The organism is Pseudomonas sp. R2-7-07 (assembly GCF_003852355.1).
In the GTDB taxonomy this organism is placed as follows: domain Bacteria; phylum Pseudomonadota; class Gammaproteobacteria; order Pseudomonadales; family Pseudomonadaceae; genus Aquipseudomonas.
Window position 1 is genome coordinate 222,363 of the sequence record NZ_CP027759.1, and the last position, 23,982, is coordinate 246,344.

The 23,982-nt window shown below is 55.5% G+C and carries 18 protein-coding genes; 15 read left to right on the forward strand and 3 right to left on the reverse strand.

Features of this window, described 5'->3' with window-relative positions; translation table 11 throughout:
• Window positions 1-267: 267 nt before the first annotated feature.
• The 10 genes from C4J86_RS00875 to C4J86_RS00935 all read left to right on the forward strand — a co-directional run bounded on the left by C4J86_RS00875 (window position 268) and on the right by C4J86_RS00935 (window position 16,190).
• On the forward strand, window positions 268-9,531 hold the full coding sequence (locus tag C4J86_RS00875; protein WP_256681716.1) for a DUF637 domain-containing protein: 9,264 nt from the start codon (window positions 268-270) through the stop codon (window positions 9,529-9,531).
• Window positions 9,532-9,542: 11 nt separating this feature from the next.
• Window positions 9,543-10,085, forward strand: a complete 543-nt coding sequence (locus C4J86_RS00885) for a hypothetical protein (protein ID WP_124369144.1) — start codon at window positions 9,543-9,545, stop codon at window positions 10,083-10,085.
• 388 nt (window positions 10,086-10,473) lie between these two features.
• Window positions 10,474-10,875, forward strand: a complete 402-nt coding sequence (locus C4J86_RS00890; RefSeq protein ID WP_256681373.1) for a hypothetical protein — start codon at window positions 10,474-10,476, stop codon at window positions 10,873-10,875.
• Window positions 10,876-11,252: 377 nt separating this feature from the next.
• Window positions 11,253-11,651: an SMI1/KNR4 family protein gene (locus tag C4J86_RS00900; RefSeq protein ID WP_124369145.1), complete on the forward strand. Its 399-nt coding sequence runs from the start codon at window positions 11,253-11,255 to the stop codon at window positions 11,649-11,651.
• A gap of 393 nt (window positions 11,652-12,044) precedes the next feature.
• Window positions 12,045-12,365 (forward strand): transposase, encoded by a 321-nt coding sequence (locus C4J86_RS26940; RefSeq protein ID WP_256681374.1) that lies wholly within the window; start codon window positions 12,045-12,047, stop codon window positions 12,363-12,365.
• 432 nt (window positions 12,366-12,797) lie between these two features.
• Window positions 12,798-13,346 carry a hypothetical protein gene (locus C4J86_RS00915; protein ID WP_124369147.1) on the forward strand — a complete coding sequence of 183 codons (549 nt, stop codon included), beginning with the start codon at window positions 12,798-12,800 and terminating at the stop codon, window positions 13,344-13,346.
• 390 nt (window positions 13,347-13,736) lie between these two features.
• A complete protein-coding gene (locus tag C4J86_RS00920; protein WP_124369148.1) occupies window positions 13,737-14,210 on the forward strand; it encodes a hypothetical protein in 474 nt (157 codons plus the stop codon).
• A gap of 172 nt (window positions 14,211-14,382) precedes the next feature.
• The gene (locus tag C4J86_RS00925) at window positions 14,383-14,820 is read left to right on the forward strand and encodes a hypothetical protein (protein ID WP_124369149.1); all 438 of its coding nucleotides are present in this window, start codon (window positions 14,383-14,385) and stop codon (window positions 14,818-14,820) included.
• 200 nt (window positions 14,821-15,020) lie between these two features.
• Entirely contained in the window at window positions 15,021-15,494 is a 474-nt protein-coding gene (gene comJ, locus C4J86_RS00930; RefSeq protein ID WP_124369150.1) for a competence protein ComJ, read from the forward strand.
• A 249-nt stretch (window positions 15,495-15,743) separates the two neighbouring features.
• Window positions 15,744-16,190 carry a hypothetical protein gene (locus C4J86_RS00935; RefSeq protein WP_124369151.1) on the forward strand — a complete coding sequence of 149 codons (447 nt, stop codon included), beginning with the start codon at window positions 15,744-15,746 and terminating at the stop codon, window positions 16,188-16,190.
• Window positions 16,191-16,334: 144 nt separating this feature from the next.
• Here the strand turns inward: C4J86_RS00935 and C4J86_RS00940 are convergent, their stop codons facing one another.
• A complete protein-coding gene (locus C4J86_RS00940; protein ID WP_124372368.1) occupies window positions 16,335-16,592 on the reverse strand; it encodes a hypothetical protein in 258 nt (85 codons plus the stop codon).
• 342 nt (window positions 16,593-16,934) lie between these two features.
• On the opposite strand from C4J86_RS00940, the gene C4J86_RS00945 reads away from it, so the two are divergent.
• The 5 genes from C4J86_RS00945 to C4J86_RS00965 all read left to right on the forward strand — a co-directional run bounded on the left by C4J86_RS00945 (window position 16,935) and on the right by C4J86_RS00965 (window position 22,158).
• The gene (locus tag C4J86_RS00945) at window positions 16,935-17,327 is read left to right on the forward strand and encodes a DUF2846 domain-containing protein (RefSeq protein ID WP_177412762.1); all 393 of its coding nucleotides are present in this window, start codon (window positions 16,935-16,937) and stop codon (window positions 17,325-17,327) included.
• Between the two features lie 142 nt (window positions 17,328-17,469).
• Window positions 17,470-17,847, forward strand: a complete 378-nt coding sequence (locus tag C4J86_RS00950) for a hypothetical protein (protein ID WP_124369153.1) — start codon at window positions 17,470-17,472, stop codon at window positions 17,845-17,847.
• Entirely contained in the window at window positions 17,832-18,476 is a 645-nt protein-coding gene (locus tag C4J86_RS00955) for a hypothetical protein (RefSeq protein ID WP_124369154.1), read from the forward strand. The genes C4J86_RS00950 and C4J86_RS00955 overlap by 16 nt, the downstream gene beginning before the upstream one ends.
• Before the next feature lies 1 nt (window position 18,477).
• Window positions 18,478-19,170: a hypothetical protein gene (locus tag C4J86_RS00960; RefSeq protein ID WP_124369155.1), complete on the forward strand. Its 693-nt coding sequence runs from the start codon at window positions 18,478-18,480 to the stop codon at window positions 19,168-19,170.
• Between the two features lie 399 nt (window positions 19,171-19,569).
• On the forward strand, window positions 19,570-22,158 hold the full coding sequence (locus C4J86_RS00965; protein WP_124369156.1) for an autotransporter outer membrane beta-barrel domain-containing protein: 2,589 nt from the start codon (window positions 19,570-19,572) through the stop codon (window positions 22,156-22,158).
• Window positions 22,159-22,619: 461 nt separating this feature from the next.
• Here the strand turns inward: C4J86_RS00965 and C4J86_RS00970 are convergent, their stop codons facing one another.
• The gene (locus C4J86_RS00970; protein ID WP_124369157.1) at window positions 22,620-23,207 is read right to left on the reverse strand and encodes a hypothetical protein; all 588 of its coding nucleotides are present in this window, start codon (window positions 23,205-23,207) and stop codon (window positions 22,620-22,622) included.
• 16 nt (window positions 23,208-23,223) lie between these two features.
• On the reverse strand, window positions 23,224-23,835 hold the full coding sequence (locus tag C4J86_RS00975) for a hypothetical protein (RefSeq protein ID WP_124365365.1): 612 nt from the start codon (window positions 23,833-23,835) through the stop codon (window positions 23,224-23,226).
• Window positions 23,836-23,982 lie beyond the last annotated feature (147 nt).

Below are 23,982 nucleotides of genomic sequence, written 5' to 3' on the forward strand. Positions count from 1 at the left end.
TGCGTCGACGCTATTCAAACCAGCCCTGCACATGAATTCCGATAAGTGGGATCCAATTCACACAACCCTCGCGAACTTTTGCCCCTTTCCTTGTACTAACCTATTCGGCGATCTGATGGCTAAGTAGTGGCTCTTTCTCGATATGGATATAAGAGCTGACGTTCTATTTCCCGCCAGCCTGACGATCGCGTGTCGACAGTAATGAGCGAGCTACAGCGCCGGTTACTACCGCATGTCCTTAATGCCCGCTGCAACGAGACTACGAAAATGGATGTTCGCCAATTCGCCTTCCTGGCCCGCCAACCTTCTGCCGCCCTGAAGCCGCGCAATTCGTTCTTCGGCCTGCCCAAGCGCGGGCTGGCGTTGATCCTCGCCAACGCGCTGTTCTGGCAGCCGCTGTTGGCCCAGGCCGACGGCATCGTGGTCAGCGCGCCAGGCACCACAGGCACCACGGTGGGTGCGGCGGGCAATGGCGTACCGGTGGTGAACATCGCCACGCCCAATGGCGCAGGCTTGTCCCATAACCAGTTCCAGCAGTACAACGTCGGCCCCAACGGCGTGATCCTCAACAACGCCACCGGCACCCTGGTGAATACTCAGCTGGGCGGCTACATCGTCGGCAACCCCAACCTCAAGGGCGGCGCGGCCAGCGTCATCCTCAACGAAGTCAACGGCGGCAGCGCCAGCCAGTTGCGCGGTTATACCGAAGTGGCGGGGCAGTCGGCCAAGGTCATCGTCGCCAACCCCTACGGGATCACCTGCAGCGGCTGCGGCTTTATCAACACCCCTAACGTGACCCTGACCACCGGCAAACCCATCATCGACCCGACCGGCCAGTTGAAAAGCTACCAGGTCGACGGCGGCGCCGTAACCATCGACGGCGAAGGCCTGAACGCCAGCAACGTCGACCGCTTCGACATCATCACCCGCTCGGCCAAGATCAACGCGCAGATCAACGCGCGCGAACTCAACGTGATCGCCGGGCGCAACGACGTCGATGCGCAAAGCCTGAACGCCACCCCACGCGCGGATGACGGCAGTGCCAAGCCGGAGCTGGCGATTGACTCGTCGGCCCTGGGCGGCATGTATGCCGGCGCGATCAAGCTGGTGGGCACCGAGGCTGGCGTGGGCGTGAAGCTCGACGGTACGCTGGCGGCCAGTGGTGGGGATATTCAGCTCGATGCCAATGGGCGGTTGAGCATGGCGCAGGCGGCTGCCACCGGCAACGTCAAGGTCACGGCGCAGAATGTCGACCTGACCGACAAGGTCTACGCCAACGGCAACGTGCAGGTCACCAGCGCTCAGAACCTGGTCAACCAGAAAAGCATCGCTGCCGGCCAGCGCATCGAACTCAACGCGGCCAACGTGAACAACCCCGGCATCATCGAGGCCGGCGTCGCCGCCGATAACACCCGCAACACCACCGGCGATCTAGTGGTCAACGCGCAAACCGTCACCACCTCCGGCAACCTGCTGGCCAGCCGCGCCCTGGCGATCACCGCCGCGCAGGCGCTGACCAACCAGGGCGCGATCATCCAGGCCAAGACCGTCGACCTCAGCAGCGCCAAGCTGACTAACCAGGGTGTCAGCGCGCGCCTGTTCGGCGAGCAGAGCCTGGTGATCAGCTCACCGGCCATCGTCAACCTCGGCGGGCTGATTCGCTTCGGCGAAGGCCAGGCCGCCACGCTCAACAGCGCCTCCCTGGACAACCGCCAGGGCCGTATCGAAATGGCCGGTGGCAGCCTGGTCGTGACCAGCGCCAGCCTCAACAACAGCAGCGGGCAAATCATCGCCAACGGCCTCAGCGTCAACGCCGGCAACCTGAACAACCAGAACGGCGTGCTGGTGGGCAAAGCCGCCACCGTCAATGCCAGTAACCTCGACAACAGCCTCAAGGGCCTGATCCAGGCCGACGGCGGCGCGCTCAACCTCACCGTCGCCAACACCTTCAACAACAACCAGGGTTTCGCCCAGGCCAGCACCGACCTCAACGTCACTGCCGGCACCCTCAGCAGTAATGCCAACGGCGTGCTGAGCGCCGACACCGGCAAGCTGACCCTCACCGCCGCGCAACAGCTCAACAACGCCCAGGGCCGCCTGCAGGCCGGGCAGGGCGATATCGCACTGCGCGCCGCGAACCTGAATAACCAGAACGGCGTGATCGTCGGCAAGCAACTGCTGCTCGACGTTGCCGGTGGTGACATCGACAACCGTGCCGGGCGCGTACTGGGCGACCAGCTCGACGTGCGCGCTTCCGGCCTCGACAACCGCAGCGCCGGCCTGCTGGCCGGTGGTGCCCAGGGCGTTAGCCTGCTGCTCAAAGGTCCGGGCCAGTTGCTTAACGCCCAGGGCCGCATCCAGAGCGAAGGCCTGCTGCAATTGCAGGGCGAGCGTTTCGACAACAGCGCCGGCATCCTGCTGGGCCAGACCGTCGACGTGACCGCGCAGACCTTCAACAACAGCAACAAAGGCGCGCTGGTCAGCGATGGCGGTGACGTGGTGCTCAAGGTCAGCGACCTGCTCACCAACGTCGGCGGCCAGATCGATGCGGGCGAGCGCAGCGTATTGGTCAAGCAGCTCACCACCCTCAACAACGACGGCGGCACCCTGCGCGGCAAGCGTCTGGACATCGCCGCCCAGCACCTGAACAACGACAACGGCCAGCTGCTGGCCGGCGCCGGGGGTTTGAGCTACAGCGGCCACGACCTGAGCAACCGCAAGGGCCTGATCCTCAGCGGCGGCGCCCTCACCGAATTGACCACCGCCAGCCTGGATAACCAGGACGGCACCGTGCAAGGCGATAGCCTGAGCGTCACCGCCGACAGCGTCGATAACGGCAGCGGCGGCCTGATGGCAAGCCTGGTGGGCAATCTGCAACTGACCGTGCAAGCCCTGGCCAACCGTGGCGGCAAACTGTTCGGCAAAGAACAAGTGACCGTCAGCGGCGCCACCCTCGACAACAGCGCAGGCGGCCAGATCAGCGGCAACCAGCTCAACCTCACCTCCCGCGACACCCTCACCAACCAGGGCGGCCTGATCGAAGCCAACCAGGGCCTGACCCTCACCGGCGGCAACCTGGATAACAGCGCCAACGGCCAACTGCGCGGCCTGGGCGGCGCCAGCAGCAGCCTCAATCTCAGCGGGGCGGTGAACAACCAGAACGGCACCCTGGAATTCGGCAGTCAGGCCTTCAGCCTCGACGCCGCCAGCCTCAACAACCAGAACGGCATGCTGCAGCACGCCGGCACCGGCCTGTTCCACCTCAACACCGCCAGCCTGTCCGGCAGCCAGGGCAATATCCAGGGCATGGGCAGCGCCGACTGGGCATTCGGCAAAGTCGACGGCCTGGGCCGCGTGCAACTCAACGACGTGCTCACCTACAAGAGCGACCAAGCGCTGACTCTCAAGGCCGGCGACCGCATGGCCAGCGCCAAGGGTTTGGTCCTCAATGTGGCCAGCCTGGACAACGGCGGCGAACTGCTCAGCGACGGTGACATCAGCATCACCACTGGCGATATGAGCAACAGCGGCCGCGTATCGGCCCTGCAAACCCTCACCGTCAAGGCCAACAACCTCAGCCAGAACGGCGGCCGCCTGGCTGGCGTACGCACTCAGCTCAACCTGAGCGGCACCCTGGACAACCTCGGTTTCCTCACCGCCCGCCAGCAACTGGATATCGCCGCTGCGCAAATCGACAACCGTGGCACCCTCGGTGCCCAGGGCGCGGTGAACCTGACCGCCGTCAACGGCATCACCAATGCGGCCGATTCGCTGTTGTTCAGCGGCGGCGACATGACGTTGCGCGCCAATGGCTTCAGCAACCTTTACGGTGACGTCTACAGCAAGGGCAACCTGAGCTTTGCGGCGGTAGATGGCGGGCGTGCGGCAGGTTTCAGCAACCTTTCCGGCACTGTGGAAAGCGAAGGCAATATCGGCATCAATGCCGCGTTCGTAGAAAACGCCAAAGCAGAGTTCGAACTGGGCCAAACTCTGACCAGTGGCCGTATAGAGTGGGTTTGTGGCCAGCATTGCGCCGGCCACGACTGGTTCAAGCGCGGGCAGATCAACATTTACCAGACCTACCTCGAGTCGGCGGTCAAGGACTCGGCACCTGCTCGCCTGGTCGCTGGCAAAGACGTGGTCATCCAGGGCGACAACGTTCAGAACCGCTACAGCCTGCTGGCCGCCAATGGCAACCTGAGCATCAGCGCCAATGACCTGCTCAATCAGGGCGCGGGCACCCGCACCGGCCAAAACAGCATCGTCGTGGGTACACCTAAAAAGATCGACACCGATTATTGGGACCAGATGGAGTTTCACGACGTCCCAGCGTTCAATGCCGCTGTCGCAGCCGGCAACTTCGATCTGGCACGGTTTGAAGCACTCAAAGCGCGGTCTTCCGATGACCGTTTTGCCGAGGTCAGTAATGTCACTACCTGGACCGACAACGGCGGCCCTGGCTACGCGGCGACGCTACAAGCCGGCGGCACGGTCAACCTCAACGTTGCTCGCACCCTGCAAAACGGCACGCTGCACAACAACACCCTGGCCCAGTTGACCGGCACCCTCGGCGACGACCAGACCGGCATCCCCGTCGGCGGCATCAACATCAACCTGAGCAAACACGCCAACGACCCGAGTGCCCAGGCGCCCGGCAGCCTATTGCCTGTAGTGGGCGTGGCCCCCGGCGGCGGCTTCGTGCCCGTGGACTACACCGGCACCGCCTTCGCCCCGGTCGACCCCACCACCTCGCCCACCTTCCAACTGCCCAAGGGCGAGTACGGCCTGTTCGTCAAGAACGCCGACCCTACCAGCCATTACCTGATCGAGACCAACCCCGAGTTCACCTCGGTGTCGGGCTTCTTCAGCTCCGACTACATGCTCGGCAAACTCGGCTTCAATTCCGATAACGCCTGGCGCCGCCTCGGTGATGGCCAGTACGAAACCCGCCTGATCCGCGACGCCGTGCTCGCGCAAACCGGCCAACGCTTCCTCGCCGGCGGCCTGTACAGCGATGCCGACCAGTTCCGCTACCTGATGGACAACGCACTGGCCAGCAAAGACGCCCTGCGCCTTAGCCTCGGCGTGTCCCTCACCGGCCAGCAAGTCGGCGCCCTGACCCACGATATCGTGTGGATGGAAAACCGCGTCATCGATGGCCAGACCGTCCTCGTGCCCGTGCTGTACCTGGCCCAGGCCGAGTCGCGCAACGTGCGCGGCAACAGCCTGATCCAGGGCCGCGACCTCAACCTGGTCACCGGCGGCGACCTGATCAACGTCGGCACCCTGCGCGCCAGCAACAACCTCTCCGCCATCAGCAGCGGCAGTATCTACACCGGCGGCCTGGTCGAAGCCGGCAACAACCTGAACCTGCTGGCCCAGGACAGCATCCGCAACGCCATGGCCGGCGAAATCCGCGGCAAGCAAGTCAGCCTCACCGCGCTCAAGGGCGATGTCACCAACGACAACACCGCCATCCAGGTACGTGACGGCGCCGGCATGCGCACCCTCACCGACACCAGCGCCGGCACCATCGTCGCCCGCGAAAACCTCGCCATCGACGCCGGCCGCGACCTCACCAACCGCGGCGCCCTCACCGCTGGCAACGACGCTAACTTAACCGCCGGCCGCGACCTCAACCTCATCGCCGCCAGCGATACCCGCGTGAAACACGAGTTCAGCGACGGCGGGCACAAATCCAGCATCACCACCGACGTCAAAAACCTCGCCGCCAGCGTCACGGCGGGCGGCAGCATCAATATGCAAGCCGGACAAGACGTCAACATCATCGGCAGCACCGCCACCGCTGGCAAAGACCTCACCATCGCCGCCGGCCGCGACCTCAACGTCGCCTCGGTCAGCGACATGCACAACGTCGAAGGCAAGGAAAAACACGGCAAGAAACGCATCAAAACCTCGGACGACCAGACCACCCAAGTGGCCAGCGTACTGACGGCGGGTGGGGATTTTGTCAGCCAGGCCGGGCGTGATACCACGATCGTGGCGAGCAGGATCAGTGCGGGGAATGAGGCTTATCTGTATAGCGGGGATAAGTTGAGTTTGCTGGCGGCGCAGAACAGCACGCATACCCTGTATGACATGAAGGAAAACGGCGGCTGGGGCGCGAAAAAAGCCAAGCGTGATGAAGTTACCCAGACCACCAACGTCGGCACTGAGATCAAAACCGCAGGCAACCTGACTTTGGTTAGCAACGGCGACCAGCTGTACCAGGTCGCCAAGCTCAACAGCGGCAACGACCTCATCCTGAAAAGCGGCGGCGCCGTGACGTTTGAAGGCGTAAAGGACTATCACGACGAGAGCCATACCAAGAGCAAGAGCAACATGGCTTGGTTCTCGATGAAGGGCAAAGGCAAGACCGATGAAACCTTGCGTCAGAGTGAGCTGGTTGCCAAGGGGCAGACCGTCATCGAAGCCGTTAACGGCCTGAAGATCGACGTCAAACAAGTCGACCAGCAAACCGTCAGCCAGACCATCGACACCATGGTCAAGGCCGACCCACAATTGGCCTGGATCAAGGACGCCGAGAAGCGCGGCGACGTGGATTGGCGGCAAGTCAAAGAGCTGCACGACTCCTTCAAGTACAGCAACTCCGGCATGGGCCAGGGCGCCATGTTGGCGGTCATCATTATCGTCACCATTGTGACGGCGGGTGGCGCGAGTGCACTGGTGGGCGCAGGTGCATCGGCTGGTTCAACCATGGCCGCCGGTACAGCTGCGGTTGCGGCGACCAGTACGTCGGCGGCGGTTGCAGCCACAAGTGCGGGGCTAGGTAACATGATGGCCACCGCCGCGCTGACCTCGCTGGCCAGTACCGGTGCTGTGAGCACGATCAACAACAAAGGCAACATCGGCATTGCGCTCAAGGACACTTTCAGCAGCAGCAGCCTGAAAAACGCCGCTATCGCTGGTCTGGCAACCGGGGCGTTGAACTACGCCGATAGTAATTGGTTCAAGGGTGCGAGCCCGGCCGACGGCGCGGGCGCGAAAGTCACTACGGCGGGGCCGGTGCAGAGCCCGGGTTATTCCAGTGATTGGCTCAGCTGGCCAAAAGCTCAGGATGCAGTCCTGCGAGGTGGCACCCATGCCGTCATCGAAAGTGGCATTTCTACAGCCATCAACGGCGGCAGCTTGAAAGACAATCTGAGCTCCGCCTTGGTGTCGCAAGGTTTCGACCTTGCCGCTGCGGCCGGCAACAAGGGGCTTGGCAATCTGGCGAGCGACCTTGATCTGAGCCCCGGCTCGGCGGAGAAGGTCCTGATGCATGCCATCCTGGGTGGCGCACTTTCAGCTGCTCGAGGCGGTGACTTCAAGACCGGCGCCATTGCCGCCGGCGCGGCTGAAGGGCTGACAGCAATTGCGACCGAGAACTTGGGTAAATACCTGGATGATCGTTTCGCAACGGATAATCAATTCAAAGTCGCAACCGCGCAAATCATCGGTATTGCGGCTGGTTCTCTAGTGAACGGAAATCCGAACGACGCCGCTTGGGTGGCGGGCAATGTTGAACGTTACAACGAGCAACTGCACCCGCGAGCCGCCGAACTGATTAAAGAGCAAGCGCCAAAAATGGCGGCGGATTTAAAGATCAGTCAGGAAGAGGCCTCGCGGCGCATGGGGGTTGCGCTGGCCTATTACACCGATGATGGCTGGAGAAAATCAATCTCGGCAGATGATGTAAGCAATATCGATACAGCAACCTTGCAGCACTTAGGTGTGGCTCTGGCACCCATTGCGGATAACTACGCGCGAACCGATGCGTCCGCGGACGGAAGCCAGCGCGGATACAGTGGTAATGAGACGGCGGCCTTGATTCTTGATTTCAAGGACACGCGCCCGTCTGCCTACAAAGACGGCACTAGAAATATCGACTACTTGGGCGACCCTGAAGGGCACAACAGCCAAGGAACAGTGGATTTCTATCAGTCCAATTTGAACTACAGCGATAAGCCGACGGACTACCTGGAGAGCTTTAAAGGCGGAGTGGCAGGCGTAGGTCGTAGTGCGTGGGGCCTAGTTACATCCACTGCTAAGCTCGGTAGTGAGCTTTTGGGTGGAAATGCACTGGGCGTTGCCAACGACTTTCTGGGGCCTGTTGCCGACCCGTCTCTGAACCCGGTTGGTCAAATGACCACCCGGCAAACGGGTCGGGCATTCGTTTCAGACCTGCAAGGCAACAGCTATGAGTCAGCCGCGCAAGTTTCAGAGTTAGTCACTGACGCTGCGACCATGGCCGCTCCTGGGTCTACTGCTGGCAGGTTTGGGCAGATTTCCAAGGCTGGCGAAGCCTCGGCTCTTGTCAGGGCTGACAGTGCCCTGGTGGCGAGAAGCGAAGCCGCTGCGGGGATGACGGCCCGATTGGCGGATGACATCCCAACCTACGGCCTGAGCCCCAACAGCTTTGACACCACGTTACAGTTTGAGCGCACGGGCACCCGTACACCGACCACATCCGTCGGCGCCTATCAACCGACTGCCCTCACTGGTGATGTAGGCAGCTACGTCAGAGCGGATGACTTACTTGCTGCCCGAAGCAATGAAGTCGTGCTCACGAAATACAAAGAGCCCTGCTGCTTCGCTGCCGGCACTAAAGTCTCAACCCCTAACGGCGACCGCGCCATCGAATCGCTCAAAGTCGGCGACGTGGTCTGGAGCAAACCGGAAAAAGGCGGCAAACCCTTCGCCGCTAAGATCCTGGCGACCCATCAGCGTTCCGACCAGCCGATTTACCGCCTCAAACTGAAAAGCGTTCGGGCAGACGGCATAGCTGAGGGCGAAACCCTGCTAGTCACGCCGGGTCACCCGTTCTATGTTCCGGCCAAGCGCGACTTCATTCCTGTCATCCATCTGAAACCGGGCGATCTGCTGCAGTCCCTGGCTGATGGCGAGACGAACAATACTTCGTCTGAGGTGGAGTCGCTGGAGCTTTACTTGCCTGTGGGCGAGACCTTCAACCTGACGGTGGATGTGGGGCACACGTTCTATGTTGGGGAGTTGAAGACGTGGGTGCACAATACTGGGCCGTGTGCGTTGCCGGAGGGCTTTTTTGGTCCAGGAGGGCTAGCCGCCAACGGAGTTAGCGAGGTAGCGATCACCGGTGAAACAGCTTCGACTTCTCTGGGTAAAAGGGTTCATAAAACACAAGCGGACCTCCGCAGAGAGTCCGGGCTATTCAGCACGGTGGAGCAGCCAATAGCAGATCAATTTGGCAATCCAATTTTGGTCCCAAAGCGGGTTGATTTGAAAACGGGCGAAGCGCAGCCTGGGGCAAACTTCCAAAAGGCGATCCCTGATGCAGCTAACTTCGATCGTAGACTTATAGTGGATGACAAACCTCTGGGCCGTCCTATTGCGAAGGACAGGCAAGAGATTATTAGATTTATTGAGGCGTTTAGGCAAAGAGAGGGCGTTTTGCCTGAGACGATAGGCATACAACGATATGACCCTAAAACTGGCTTGCCTGTGAAAACCGACTTGTACTCACCGTATGATTTTTTGCCAAAAAAGAATTAGGAGTCTAAATTATGAGTTTCGAGCATAAAGCATTCATTTTTGACTTTGATAGCTTTGATAGCGAGCTTAAGCCGTTATTGGAAGCTTCCCTGCGCTCTGGAGATATTGAGCCGCTACGTTGTTTTATTCTTTCTAACAAAGAGCTTTTGGTCGATCCCTATGAGGGAGATGCGCTGGATAACGACTGGGAGGATATGATCGAAGACAGGGATGTTCATCAATATGGGGACTTTGCGCTGACGAAATATTATTCCCCGAAGGATGATCATGGATTAGGCGCGAAATGGGCAGATTTTCAAGAAAAAATCTCCAATCGAGGTAAGCTAAATATTTCTCCTTTTTTGGGTGCGCCAGTAGGTGTAGATGGCGAGTTTTTTGATCCTGGTAAAATGGGGTCGTACTTTCAAACTACCCGTGAAGTGGGTGAAAGTCTAAAAAAAATTGAGAAAGTGAAGGGTGAGATGAAAGATAGTTTAATTGAAGATCTGGAGAGGTACGAAGGTTTTCTCAATCAAGCTAATTCAGTAAAAAAAGGGATATATGTAACGTTTTGATTGAGAGAAGGAAGTGAAGATGGAAAGTAAACGGGTGTTGGATATAAAGGATGTCGTGCAGTAATGTTCTAATTTTGAGAGCGATATTAGTGTTCTCTTTTAACTTTTTCTGTATTTCTTGCGCTCGTTCAATCACAGCTCTTTAAAAAATAATTTTATTTTTTGTTTAAATGTCTAAGCGAGGCGGTTACCAGATAACCGCCCTTAATTATTTACGAAACTTTCGAGTTTAACTTCCATCCAGCCACATCCAGCAGATCACACCCATCTCTCAGGGGAATAGCCAGCAGCAGCGCAAAATCATGCAACACAACCGCACCACTGCTGATCTCCTCCCGAAATGCCAGACTCCCCAAAGAATTGATTCATAAAAAAACAGGACATATTAGTGGCGAAGCTATGGGGGTGGAATGTGAGTGCTATTGAGCTTGATGGTTTCAATGATGAACTGATGGCTTTTGTCATTACGTGTTTATTTTGTGGTGCTATCAGCAAAGATGAGCTCAGTACGTGGTGCGCTCAAGCTTTGTCACTAAGTAACGTCCCAGCTTTTTTATATGATTTGATGGATTTTCAAGATGAGATTTTCAAGGTGTATAAGATAACTGGTTACGTGCCCCATTGGGAGCATGCGGAGGGCGACGAATACGCACTGTATGGTATCGCCCTCCGTAGAGGTTTTAAGCCTTATGACATGCCTGTATCCACGACCGAAGCGCTCATTCACCTTGAAGCGTCACCACATATTGAAAATTTATTCAAAGAGGTCTTTACCTTTATCAAGCTGTAAGTCGGTGCAAAAACTACTGTTAACAGTGCTGCCGAAGGTGCTACGCCTCGGGTTTCTATCGATCCCCCGGAAGGAAGTTTCTCGATTTCAGATTGGGCAGGCTATCCAACGGGCGTCCCTGTACCGCAAGGGCCGTTCAGATTACTGGAGGGGGCCGAGTACAATGCCGCCAGAAATGCCGCCAACAAAGCCAATAGCACTCTCCGCCCAGAACAAGGACTTGTAGGTCAGCCTGTGGACGTGCATGAAATCAACCCAGTGAAATTTGGTGGAAGTCCAACCGACTCTACCAATAAAGTTATCCTGCCTCGCGATGTTCATCGGCAGCAGGTAACTCCTTGGTGGAACCAATTGCAGAAAGACTTAGGAAAATAGCTATGGAATATCATCTAACAGAGGGGCAGCTCAATGGTCCGGCTGAAATTTCGACTGTTGATGGTCTGTCAACACGCTTGGGAGTTGCACTCCCTGAGAGTTACATTGAATTCCTTAAGCAGCACGACGGTGGGGAAGGGTTCATTGGCGATAGCTACATTATTTTTTGGAAAGCAGAAGAGTTAATTGATTTCAATCGTGAATATGAGGTCGAGATATATGCGCCAGGCATCTTTTTGTTCGCTTCTAACGGAGGAGGGGAGGGGTATGGGTTCGATATGGAGGATACAGCAATGCCGGTAGTTCGAGTCCCTTTTATAGGTATGGATCGGCAGTACGCCATCTCGGTCGCGAGTGACCTCCCCGATCTATTTGCTCGATTGGCAGACCGAAATGCGTGACCTTAATAAGTACTCACGCCCTAAAGGCATGGAGCTATTCGAGATTAAACCCGCTATCGTTGGTGGTGATCCGAGCAGCCCTGAGAATAAGACTTGGTTGACGAGGCAGCAGCACTTTGAGGCAGTGCGCTACTGGAATCGGATTATCAGCAGTCTGCGTAACGAACGGAAGTAAAAATAGCGGGGAATAGGGTGCAGACAACGTTTTTGCGTTTTCTAGGGGAATAGGGGGAGTATCACGGTTTCGCATTTTTTAGAGTTCAGCGGAGTTGCTCTTTAAAAATATGATTTATTTTTTGTAGTTATTCTATCTCGTTGGCCTATTGATGGGCGGCTAAGCTGTAAGTTTTTATCCAGCTAGGGGTTTTATATGGCCCGCCGTCCTAGGTTTTTATGCCGGGTATCCCGTTTCACATTATACAGCGGGGAAATAATCGGTCTGCGTGTTTTTATTCAGGTAGAGACTACATTTTTTACATTGAAACATTAGCTGTGCTTGCTCAACTGTATGGCTGTAAAGTTCACGCATTGTGCTTGATGACAAATCACGTTCATCTATTGTTGACTCCCACCTGCTGCGCAGGGGCTGGCCTACTTATGAAGGGGGTGGGCAGCGAGATGTTCAGTACGCCAATCGAACATATCAACGAACAAGAACATTGTGGGAAGGCCGTTTCCGCTCTTGTTTGGTTCAACAAGACAACTATGTTTTAGCTTGCTATCGATATATTGAAATGAACCCGATCAGAGCGGGTATGGTTGCTCATCCGGGCGACTATCGCTGGAGCAGCTATAGAGCAAACGCACAGGGCGAGCTATCAGGATTATAAGCCCGCATGCGGTTTATAGCGAGTTAGGTAGCAGCACCGCGCAACGAGCCCAAGCTTATCGGTCTATGTTCGAGGATCGGCTTTCACCTGGATTGATAGAACAAATTCAATCTTCTAAAAACGGTAATTACGTTTTGGGCGATCAGAAGTTTGCGTCCGAAATCGCGCAGATTTTAGGTAAAAGAGTTTCACCGGGTGTGTCAGGACGCCCGAAGAAGTGTGAGTTGAAAGAATAGAGTAATAGTGTTCTGACCCCTATTTTTTCCTAGATGGCTCCGACCATTATAAGGCTGCGGAAGCTGATGTAGAAACGTGGATGCCTGTGTGGGAGGACGAAGGCTGGTCGGCTAGTAAAATCGACAATACGCGAAATCAAATTCACGAATTAAACAAAAGTTTATTCGAAAGAATGGGGCTTAATATGGATCCAAATGAATACTTAAATGCGTCGTTAATTGATGTTCTTGCGGAGTTTAGAAGGGATATATCGATAGTCGAGTACGTAAAGGTTGAGGGTGAAGAGTTTCTAAAGCTGCCGGAGTATGGGGTCTATTTTCAGGCGGGTAGTGACGGTGTCATCGTTGCATACCGCGTTTATTATCAAGCCTCTGATGAGTATTTCCCAGCTGATGCTGAAACTAAAACTGCTTGTGCGGATATTGAAACAATTGAAGAGTCAATTGCTAAATATGGTGCGCCCTTGCGTAATGTGCCCTCCGTTCGAATTCCCGGTAGGGCTCCCACGAGTCCGGGGTGCGAGTTTTTAGTGAGAGGGAATGCGGTAACAGTGCATTATGATTTTGATAGTAAGTTGGTTGATTATGTTCATGTTAGGAGGAAGTTTGAACTGGTGGGAAATGTATGAACGGGTGGAAATCGAGGGAATAGGGTCAGACCACGTTTTTGCATTTTTAGTGTTCAGCAGAGTTGCTCTTTAAAAATATGATTTATTTTTGTAATTAGTTATTCTATTTAGTTAGTCTGTTGATAGGAGGCGAAGCTGAAAACGCTTATCCACTTAAGGGTTTTAGATGGCTCGCCGTCCTAGGGTTTACTAATAGAAGAGTAGTGGTCTGACCCCTAATTTTCCACGGAGTCATGGCAGCTTAGGTTACGCTACGGACGGTCGGGCGGTGCCTCATGAGCACAAAATAGAATATAACGGTCGGGGTTTCGTCGATAAACAGTATTATCGAGAAGTAAGTGCCGACGAAAAAGTTGTCGAGCCTTGGATTTTAGATAAATAGGTATCAGCATGTCGAATGATGTATGTGGATATGTTTTTCCGCCGCCCAGCCCAGACGCTTGGGTAGCGTTGGATAAATATATTTCCGAAAGCGATCTGGGGATATTTAAAATTAGCAGCGCGGAGCTATTTAATTATCCGCCACAGTTGTTGCCAAGCGAAGAAACTTTTGTGTTTTTAATTGGGGATAGGCCCGGGTATCCCAATGCTACGTATTTGACTGACTATAATCAGTATGATCCGCTGTATTCGGATATTGGGTTTCCTGGTGATCCGGTAGAAAGAGTTAAAATTTTATTGGCGGCGATTTTTAAGATCATTGCAATTTGTGAATGTAAAAAACTTGTATTTTCAATTTCAGAAAGTAGCCAAATAGAAGTAATTAAAAAAATTGATGTTTTTAGTATTGTTGATGTCGTTTTGTCAGATTTTGAACGTGCGCAGGCCCCTCCGGACGCCTTATACGAAGTTTCTATAGAATAAGTTAAATGGGCAGAGAAAAGTCAAGGGCTGACGTGATGATGTTCTTTGTCGGTAGGAACGTCATGGCAGCGGAAATGAGATCATGACGGTAGAGGAAAGAGGGCGGATTTATTTAATATGAACTGAAAAACGTATTAGATAAACATAGCCCCTTTATCATATTGGTTTCTTCTTGATCTCTATCGCCCTTTCGTCGCTGAGCGCTTTAGAGGGATGTATGAGGACTTCGCCAGATGGTTTTGACTTTTCGCTGCTTTCTGATTGTTATTTGGAAATGGTTTGTTTTGGAGTGCGTGTCACGAGGTTTGACTTTTCAAGACCGCAGACATTCGCTGGTGTGTCGCCTTATAAAGTTTCATTCTGTGTAGAAGCCGGGTTGAAATATCAAATTCACGACATTGTGGGTCAGCGCGAATTTAACGACTCGTCTACCAGTTCACCCTTATTAGATTTTTTATTAATGGACGTTGAGTCTGTTGAGAAAGTCGAAACTGATGCACTACAAATAACATTTAGCACGGGAGCGAAAATTACCATCGAGTCGGACGTTTCAGATGGTTATGAGTCTTACTCGATTTATTTGGATTCTGGTGGCATCATCGTCGTCTGAATGGGTAAGAACGGAGAAGCGGGACAGATTTATTCGGGTTCGAGGTGGCAGTAAAAAAGCCAAATAAATAAATCTTTTCCCTTTATTTTAAGAAAGTGGGGCCGGAGCGAGTGTTAGACCCGAAGTCCCGGAGGCTAATAGGGACTGGCGCATGTATAGGTAGTGCATGGGGAGAGAGCCAGAATCAAAGTGGTGGGCTGATGGCTACGTTTAAAGAAAGTATATATTTATCTTATTCGCAATTTTGCGTATTTTTGAGTTCGCTTGATCAGCCGTATAACGATTGGAGCGATCGTAGTTGTGCGCAAGGATTCGCGTGGAGATTGGGGAGTGCCTCATTTAGATCACTGGTAGACGAAGGGGGGCATATAACTATTTTTTTCATTAATGAACATGTACCAGCTATAAGCGCAGACGTGGTTCGGGCCTTTAAAGTACCCTTCGCGGTGAGAGATAGAAATATTGAGATTGGTAGTATTTCGGATTCGATTTCTCTAGAGATGGCTGAAGGCGACTATTCTCTTCAGGTCGAATTTATGAGGCCATCTTCCAGTGGGTTATATGCGATAAATGTCTATCTGAATTTGGGGCGCTGCGATTTTGAGGTGTTGAGAGCGGACTCAGAAATTGACGAGCGAGGTGAGTTCGATATCGATGCGGTTCCTGCAGGATAGTGTAAAAATATATTAGAAAAAGAACGGGGAGAAAAACGGATTTATTCGAATTTTAGGTAGCTGTTGAAAAGCCAATTTAAATTCACCCATCTTACTCGCGAACTTTCCCATTAGCAGCGGTAGGAAAGTCATGGCAGCAGAAAAGGACGCTCGACAATGAATAGTGATGCGTGTATCGAAAAGGTTTTAATCGATTTTTAGTATAAGTAAGTGCGGTGTATAGAAAGCTATGCTGGCAGCGTTGTACGCGTGGAAAAACTATTGCTGAGGCTAGGTATGGAGTCTACTAAGGAGAAAAAATGGTTGATGATTGGAGGGTATACACTTAGCCCTGAGCACGGTAGATTGCAAGTCCCTATGGTTCATCAACCGACCATGGAAGATGTAAAAGCCATTCTAAACACATATAGTAAATTCGATGGCGTCGCATCTTTTTCTATTTCCCCGGCGCCTGAATATGGGCCTTACGAAATCAATCTCTACGCTGATTCTGGAAATTATTTTTTAATGCTAAATCAATATCTGGATGATGGGGAGCACGCTGTACGTACTCTTAGTAATACGTCGGCTGGAACAAGTCCGGTTGAGATTCTTAGCGATTGTTATCCGGCGAGTTTCATCACAAGAGATATAGGTGTCGTCATTTCTTGCTTTCAAGAATTTTTGAATTTTAGAGATGTAAGTTCTTTATGTTGAATGATTAGAGGAAGTAGGAAGCAAAAAGGGGGCAGATTTATTTTAATTCGTGATGTCAGTTAAAGCCTATTAAGTAAATCAGTCCCCTTTGTTTCTATTTTTAGCGCACCAAAGCGGGCGACACTACGGTCGCCCGATTTTCACTCAAGACAGCTCAGCATTCAGCCTGCGACTGATGACATCCAGCAAATCACACCCATCGCGCAGCGGAATGGCCAGCAAATGGGCGAAGTCTGAAAGCACTACGGCATCGCTGCTGAGTTGTTCGCGGAAGGCTAGGTTTTCCAGCAGTTGGGTGACGGCCCGAATACGGTGCACGGCGGCGTCGTGAAGGACGTCGAGGGGTGCCTGGGTGTCGATAATCAGGGCGGGGACGGTGCAGTCGTGGCCGGTTAGGGGCATGTATTGATTCATCATTAAGCTCTCTAGATTATTGAGGGCTCGGTTTTCGGGTCGCCAAACCCGGTCGCTTTTTGAGCGACGGCCGGACTATAAGCCCCTCGCCCAAAACCGCGCAAGGCATCACAGCAGTGGCACCAGCCCTCATGCCATGCCAACCCTTGCCGACACATTGGCGATGACCCAACGCATCAAAACTGAGGCCCCGCCATCATCGGCGCTCTCGCAACCGCTCCACCGTTAACCACAAGGAAGAAGTACATGATCAAGTTGTTCTGCAAAGCCGCTGTCGTTCTGTCGCTGGCCACTCTGTTTGGCTGTTCCTCCACGCCGTCGGTAGAGAAGATGCAGGCTGACGTGGCGAACTACTCATTGCCCAAGGCCGCCGTGGCCGATAAAGGCCTGGTCTATGTCGTGCGCCCTAGCAACGTCGGGATGATGGTTCGGTTCAACGTGTTCCTGGATGACAAGGAAGCCAACTCGGAGATGGGTTACAACCGTGGTAACCAGTACATCTATTTTTTCGTGACGCCGGGCAAGCATGTGATCAGCTCCAAGGCTGAGAACTGGGCGGACATGCCGATCGACGTCAAGGCGGGTGAGGTGGTTTACCTCAAGCAGGAAGTCGAAATGGGCTTCGCTGTGGCGCGCAACAGCCTCAAAGTGCTTAGCGATCTAGAAGGCCGTTATCTGGTCAAGGATGCGTCCCTGGGCACCATTGCCAAAGAAAGCAAGTAAGTTAAAAAGGCTTGAAACGGGCGGGCTCTGAGTTCGCCCATTGTCCCTGTCCTCTGCCCTGAACACTGGGTTTGCTTGTGGCTCACCCAGTATTCTTCAATCATGTTTGACTGACACGCGACATAAGCCGGAGTAACACCGTATGGACGCAAATTCCCCCACTAAACAGCCGACCGTTCTGGCTAGCATCGGCCGCCGCCTGCTGGCCCGAATCATCTTGTTCGCCGACGCGCTGTCCAGCGGTCAAAGCCTGGGCAAGCGTTTGCTGAGTATTGCGACGGTGAACCGTAATAGCCGCAAGGGCTGCAGCGTTTCCCAGTCGTTTACCTGTAATGCCGGGGCGCTGTTGATTGTCGACTGGGTGTGGATTTTTCTGGAGTCCAGAACCCGCCTGGGCGACATGTTTGCCAAGACTATCGTGATTCAAACCGGCAACTTGACCAAGGTACGCAGCCTTGCCGATATTTTGACGACGGGAAGTCCTGCGCTGCTTGAGGATAAAAAGTGGACGATAAGCTAAATGAACTGCTGCATTTTGTCCCCCAGCATGCCGATTATGCTGTGGACGCTACAGATCTGGACCCGGAAGATATCCCCGACCGTCGAATAGCGGGCGTGACCGAGTTGCTCAGGACTCATCCCGATGAGGGTGTGCGGCTGTTGGCCGCGCGTTTGTTGACGAGTTGGGGCGTACAAGAAGGATTGAGCTATACGGTTCATATCGTTGACCACTTCCAGGCATTCGGAGGGTTTGACTCACATCGATTGCACGGCCACGACGAGACCTTCAAGTTCGTGCTGAGGTCGTTAGTGGGTTACTTCTGCAGACTGGCAGATGCAGGTGAGAGCGAAAAAGCACGGGCTGACATCTATGAACCAATGGTGAAAATCATCCATCTGTCGAATGACCGCCCTTTTGAAATCGCTGATATGTTTTGGTTGGTCAAGCGCGAAGAGTTCAGGGATTTCATTCCAGCGTTGCGTGAGCATTTGTTGGCTATTAGCGCGCATCCTGAGCTTCACCGATGGAAGATTTATGATGTTTTGGAGCTTTTATTAAAAGTGGATGCTGAGTTCGCTTCTGGATTCTTGAAGCGGGTCGGCAAGTCACATGACGACTTCAACTTGAATAAAACATTAAAGGACTGATGTGAAAAACCTCCTCCTAATCCTCATCACCACCCTCATCCTCGGCGGTTGCGTCAGCCACCCCCTCACCCCCGAAAACCGCGCGCAGATCAAGACGGTAAAAGTCCTGCCCGTGAAGTGGGAAAAGAACATGGTGTACTTCGGTCGCGAACAAGCCTGGGGCGCGGCACTCGGGGCCGGGGTTGGCGCGGGTGTTGGCATGGCCAGCGGTGCGTCCAAGGTGGGTACCGCGGCGTTGAGCGGCGCCGGTTTGGCTGGCGGCATGAAGCTTGGGCAGTTGGCAGAGATGCCGACGTCGATGGCGATTCTGACGCTGATCGAAGCGGAAAAAATCGACGTGGGTGTGTTGCTCAAGCAGGGCTTTGTCGATGCACTGGGCAAGACCTCGACGCTCAAGGTGGTCGGCGACGATGAACCGGCCGATGCGCAGATCCAGTTGACCGTGTCCGAGTGGGGTTTTCGCCTGACCCAGGGGTTCAGCAGCGTGATTTACCCCACCATTAGCGTGGTGGCGCAGATGAATCGCGGCGATGAGATGATCTGGCGCACCTTTGAAACGGTTACGCCATTCAATGGCCAGAACGTTTATGGCTACACGCCGCTGACTTATCGCACCGATCCTGAGGCCTTGCGCCGGGCGTTGACCGGGATTACGCAGATATCTGCGCAGTATCTGGTGAAGGAGCTCAAGTAAGTCTGACGGTGGTGTAACAACGTCTATGCGGCGTTTTTCTGGTTGCTCGCGTTATCGTTGACGATTTTCGCGAGCAAGCTCGCTCCTACAGGGTGGGCGGTGTTGGGGCGTGCCGCTTATAGCTTTGAACATTTTGTTTATCCCAGTGTCTTTACCCCGCCCACCCGCAATCGGTCGGGCTGCATGGACTGCAGCGTTTTCAAATGACATTAAGGATTGATGTGAGCCCTATTCCCCTTACGGCCCCTGTCTGCCACCGCCCACGGTGCGCGTGCCCGCGCCTGGGATTCAGAAGGGCGGCCCCGGGGGACTCATTCGGATCGATTGATCCTTTCCCAAAGCACACCTACTGCCGCCGGGCCTCTTGGCGGTTTTGACCTGTAGTTCATGGAGTTTGAAATGAAGCGCAAGCAGTTCCAGAAAAGTCTGTTGGCAATCATGGTTGGCGCGATCAGCACCCAGGTGCTGGCAGTAGAGTTCGACCTGGGTCAGGGCAAGAATATTTGGGCCAATGAGACGTTTAACGAGCCGGTAACCATTACCGGCAAGTTTTCCGAGGTGGTCAATTCCGGCACCACTGACCCCGCCGGTCTCGGATTTGTGAACACCAACATTCAAGGCTCGCTGATCAACCGCGCAGACATCACGCTGGACTCACAGGGCAAAACCATTCGCGCCATCGCCATCGACCCGATGTTCTGGTCTGGTCCTTCCGGTCTGAACCCCGGCACAATCACTGGGGATGTGGTTCAGGCGGGCAATATCCTGATGACCCATGGCGCCTATGAAGGGCTTGAAATCGGCGCTACCACCATTGGCGGCAGCGTTATCAACTCCGGCACCATCCGTTCCACGCCGCCGGTGAGCGCCGAGCCCTTTCCCGGCTACCTGGGCGGTGGTGAGGGTATTTACCTGCACGGCACCACGGTTGCCGGTGACGTTTCCAACACTGGCGTGATTGATATGGCCGGCCCGGAAGCGATCGGCCTGGTCCTCGACGTCAACAGCGGCACGCCGACCACCATCGGCGGCAAGCTGCTCAACTCGGGCTCGATTATCGCCACAGGTAATGGCGCCTGGGGTATGGAAGTTGAGACCGCTACCAACCCCCTGCGCATCGAAAACAGTGGCCTGATTTCCGCCAACGGCAATGAAGCCAAGGGCCTGACGTTTTACGCGGGCACCTTTGATTACATCCTCAACACCGGCACCATCGAAGCCAAGGGCGCGTCGGCCAATGCCTTCGACCTGTCCGGCGCCAGCTTTGCGCAAAACAGTGCCGCAGGTGCGCGTGGTATCGTCAACCGTGGCCTCATCACAGCCGACGGCACCGCGATCCAGGTGGATGCGGCCGAGCAGGTCGCGACCTTTGAAATCAACCAGCAAGCCGGCGAAATCCGCAGCAACAGCGGTATCGCCGTCGATGCCAATAACCTCGCCAGCCTGAACTGGACCGGTGGCAAAATCACCGGCGACTTGCTCAACCTCACCGCCGTCAACGTCGATGGCCAGGCGGGTTTCACCGGTAGCCGTATCATCGCGCCTGTTTCGATCAATTCGGGCTCGCTGAACCTGTCCGCACCTGGCACCGCCATCACCGGCAATCTGAATGTGGCCAGCGGCGCGGGCATTGATATGCACCTGGCCGACAGCGTGGTGCCGACCACGCCGTATCTCACCGTCAACGGCACGGCCAATCTGGCCCAGGCCTCCAAGCTGACCGTCAGCGCCAACCCGGGCGACTTCGCCGCGCCTAAAGCCGGCACGCAATACACCCTGCTGCAAGCCACCAACGTGCAGAACAACGGCGTGGCCGTGGCCAGTGCGTCGTCGTTGCTGAACGTGCTCAGCTACTCGGCCGATGCGCAGACGGTCAAGGCCGTGGTGGCGGTGAAAAGCGATCAGCAGGTGCAGCAGGAGCTGGCGGGTGCCAGCGCGGGTGCGTCGGCTGCGACCGCCGTCAACGTGTTGAAAAACGATGTGCTCGGCCAGCTCAACCAAAACGACCCGGTGTTCCAGAGCCTGGCGAACGCCGGGACAGCACAGCAACTGGCGCAGCTCGCCGGCCAACTCACGCCGGACGTCAACCGTGGCGCCCTCGATGTGGCGCTGTCGGGGCAAACTGTGGTCAACGGCGCGATCTTCAATCGCCTCACCGACCAGCGCGAAAGCCACCAGGTCGGCGGTGTGTGGGTGCAGGGCCTGAGCAGCAACATGGACCAGGACGGCCGTGGCGGCAACAACGGTTACTCGGCCAACAGCAGCGGTATGGCGGTGGGCGTGGACGGTCGTGTGAACGACACCACCACCCTGGGCGTGGCGTACAGCTACCTCAACTCGAATATCCATTCGGACCTGGGCAACAAGACTGACGTCGAGGGCCACGCGCTGTCGCTGTACGGCAACTGGGCGCTGCAGAACTGGTTCGTGGATGGCAGCCTCAGCTACGGCCATAACGAGAACGACAGCAAGCGCCACGTCGCGGGCACCACGGCCAAGGGCAGCTACGACAGCAATGTGTTGGCGGCCAGCGTGATCGGCGGCTACAGCTTCAAGCCGTCCCAGGCGGTGGTGATCGAGCCACGTGTAGCGGCGCGGTATGCCAACGTGCGCATGGATGGTTTTACCGAGAAAGGTTCGTCGGCGGCGTTGAGCACGGCTTCGCAGCGTTATGAAGTGGGCGAGTTGGGTGCTGGTGTGCGTCTGGCGGCCAACCTGCCGTTGAGCGCCGGCACGCTGCAACCGGAAGCCACGTTGATGGCCTATCACGACCTGATGGGTGATCGCGTCGCGCAAACCTCCAGCTTCGTGGCGGGTGGTTCGCCGTTTACCGTGACCGGCGCGTCGGTGGCGCGTGACAGCTATGAAGCCAGTGTGGGCGTGAATTACCAGGTCTCGGACTTTAGCGTCGGCGCCAGCTACACCCGCCAGGCACGCAGCGGTTTCGATGCTGACGGCGTCATGCTCAAGGCACGCTACGCGTTCTAAGCAACACCTCAACATAAATGTGGGAGGGGGCTTGCTCCCGATAGCGGTGGCCCAGTCAATGATGTGTTAACTGACTCACCGCCATCGGGAGCAAGCCCCCTCCCACATTTGGATTTGTGTGAATCCATCAGAACAACTTGCGCTGTACAGCCTCAACCCGCGTACGTAGAGCCTGCCGCTAATCCCCTGTGGGAGGGGGCTTGCCCTAATGCCAGTCAGTTAAGCGAAAGGGCTTCACTGTAGGAGCGAGCTTGCTCGCGAAAAACGCCCAGACAACGCGTTCATTCTGGATGAACGAGGGGGCCTTGAGTTCTTCGCGAGCAAGCTCGCTCCTACAAAAAGCCTTAACTGACTGGCATTAGGGCTTGCCCCCGATAGCGGTGGTCCAGTCAATGTCGTGTTGACTGACTCACCGCCATCGGGAGCAAGCCCCCTCCCACATTTGGATTTGTGTGAATCCGTCAGAACAACTTGCGCTGTACCGCCTCATCCAGCGTGCTGCGCGTCAACGCCTCTACCACTTCCCGGGTGTCTGCCTGGAACGGGATGCCCACGATCAGCACCAGGTGCATCCAGGTGCGTACCGACTCGCTCTTCTTGACGCGGCCCAATTCCTTGCCGTCTTTGTCCTTGAACACGGTTTCCAGGGTGAAGGTGTTCTTGGCTGTGGACGGGATGATGAAGAACGTCACGCCGGTGATGATCGCCGAGGCCATGCTGAACTGTTCGTTGTTGTACAGGGTGGCGTCAGCGTAGATGTCCGAGTCAACCTTGTCGGTGCTCACCCGTGCGAAGCGGTTGGACTGGCGGAACCCATCCGCCACGGCTTTTTCCCACAGGGCGGCGGGTGCGCCGGCAGCGGCGTTGGCGGGGCCGCCGTTGACTTGGTTCAGCCCGGTGGTGCGCACGTACGCCGTAGGTTTTTGTGCGGGCGCGTTGGCGGTCGGTGGCCAGGTTTGTACCGGTGGCAGTTCGTGTTGCGAGTAAGACACGCAGCCCGTCAGCAAGACGGCCGCGAGTACCAGGCTGTGCTTGATCAATCCTTTCATGTGATGCTCCTTGCGGTTACGGTTTGGCCAGTTTGGCGGTGGCGGTGTCGAGCAGTTGCGCGACGAGTTCGTTCAGTTGTTTGGCGCCCATGGTCGGGGCCCAGTATTCGCGACCGTACAGGCCCACGTTGCGCTCGAACTTGACCTCTTGTTTGCTGCTGGCCAGTTCCTTGCCGTCGCGGTCGACGATCACCAGGTCGCCGGCCAGATCGAACGTGTCGACGTAGATCGGGCCGTTGACCCAGATCCAGATCGTCAACGTCAGCAAGGCGCCGGGTACATAGCCCGGGTGTACGCCGCGATGACCCTTGAGCGACGTCATGTTGAACTTGAGCGAAACATCCTGCTCACCCAGGCGCACTGGGTACTCGGTAACCTGCTTGAAGTAACCGGCCGCGCGCACGTACTGGTTAAGCTGCAACGTCAACGAACGGCTGATCGCGGTTTTGTTGGCGTCGTTGACGTCGGCGGCGTTCACCGTCACATCAGCGATTTGCGCGCTGCGCGGGCTGCTGACAGAAGCCGGGTGTAACGGGGCGCCGATAGGGCCGGTGACGGTGTAGGACACACAGCCCGTCATCGACAGCGCGGCAACGAGGGCGGCTGCCCGCAAGAGGATTTTCAACACGCAATATCCCTATTAATGAATGAACCAGGTCAGGGTCTCGGCACGTCGGCTCAGAACTTTAGGCCGATCCGGTTTCCCTCCCTCAGCAGCCCCATTCATCACTTAACCCTGCGTTTATTCAAAACACCTTGAGAACCGCTCTCAACC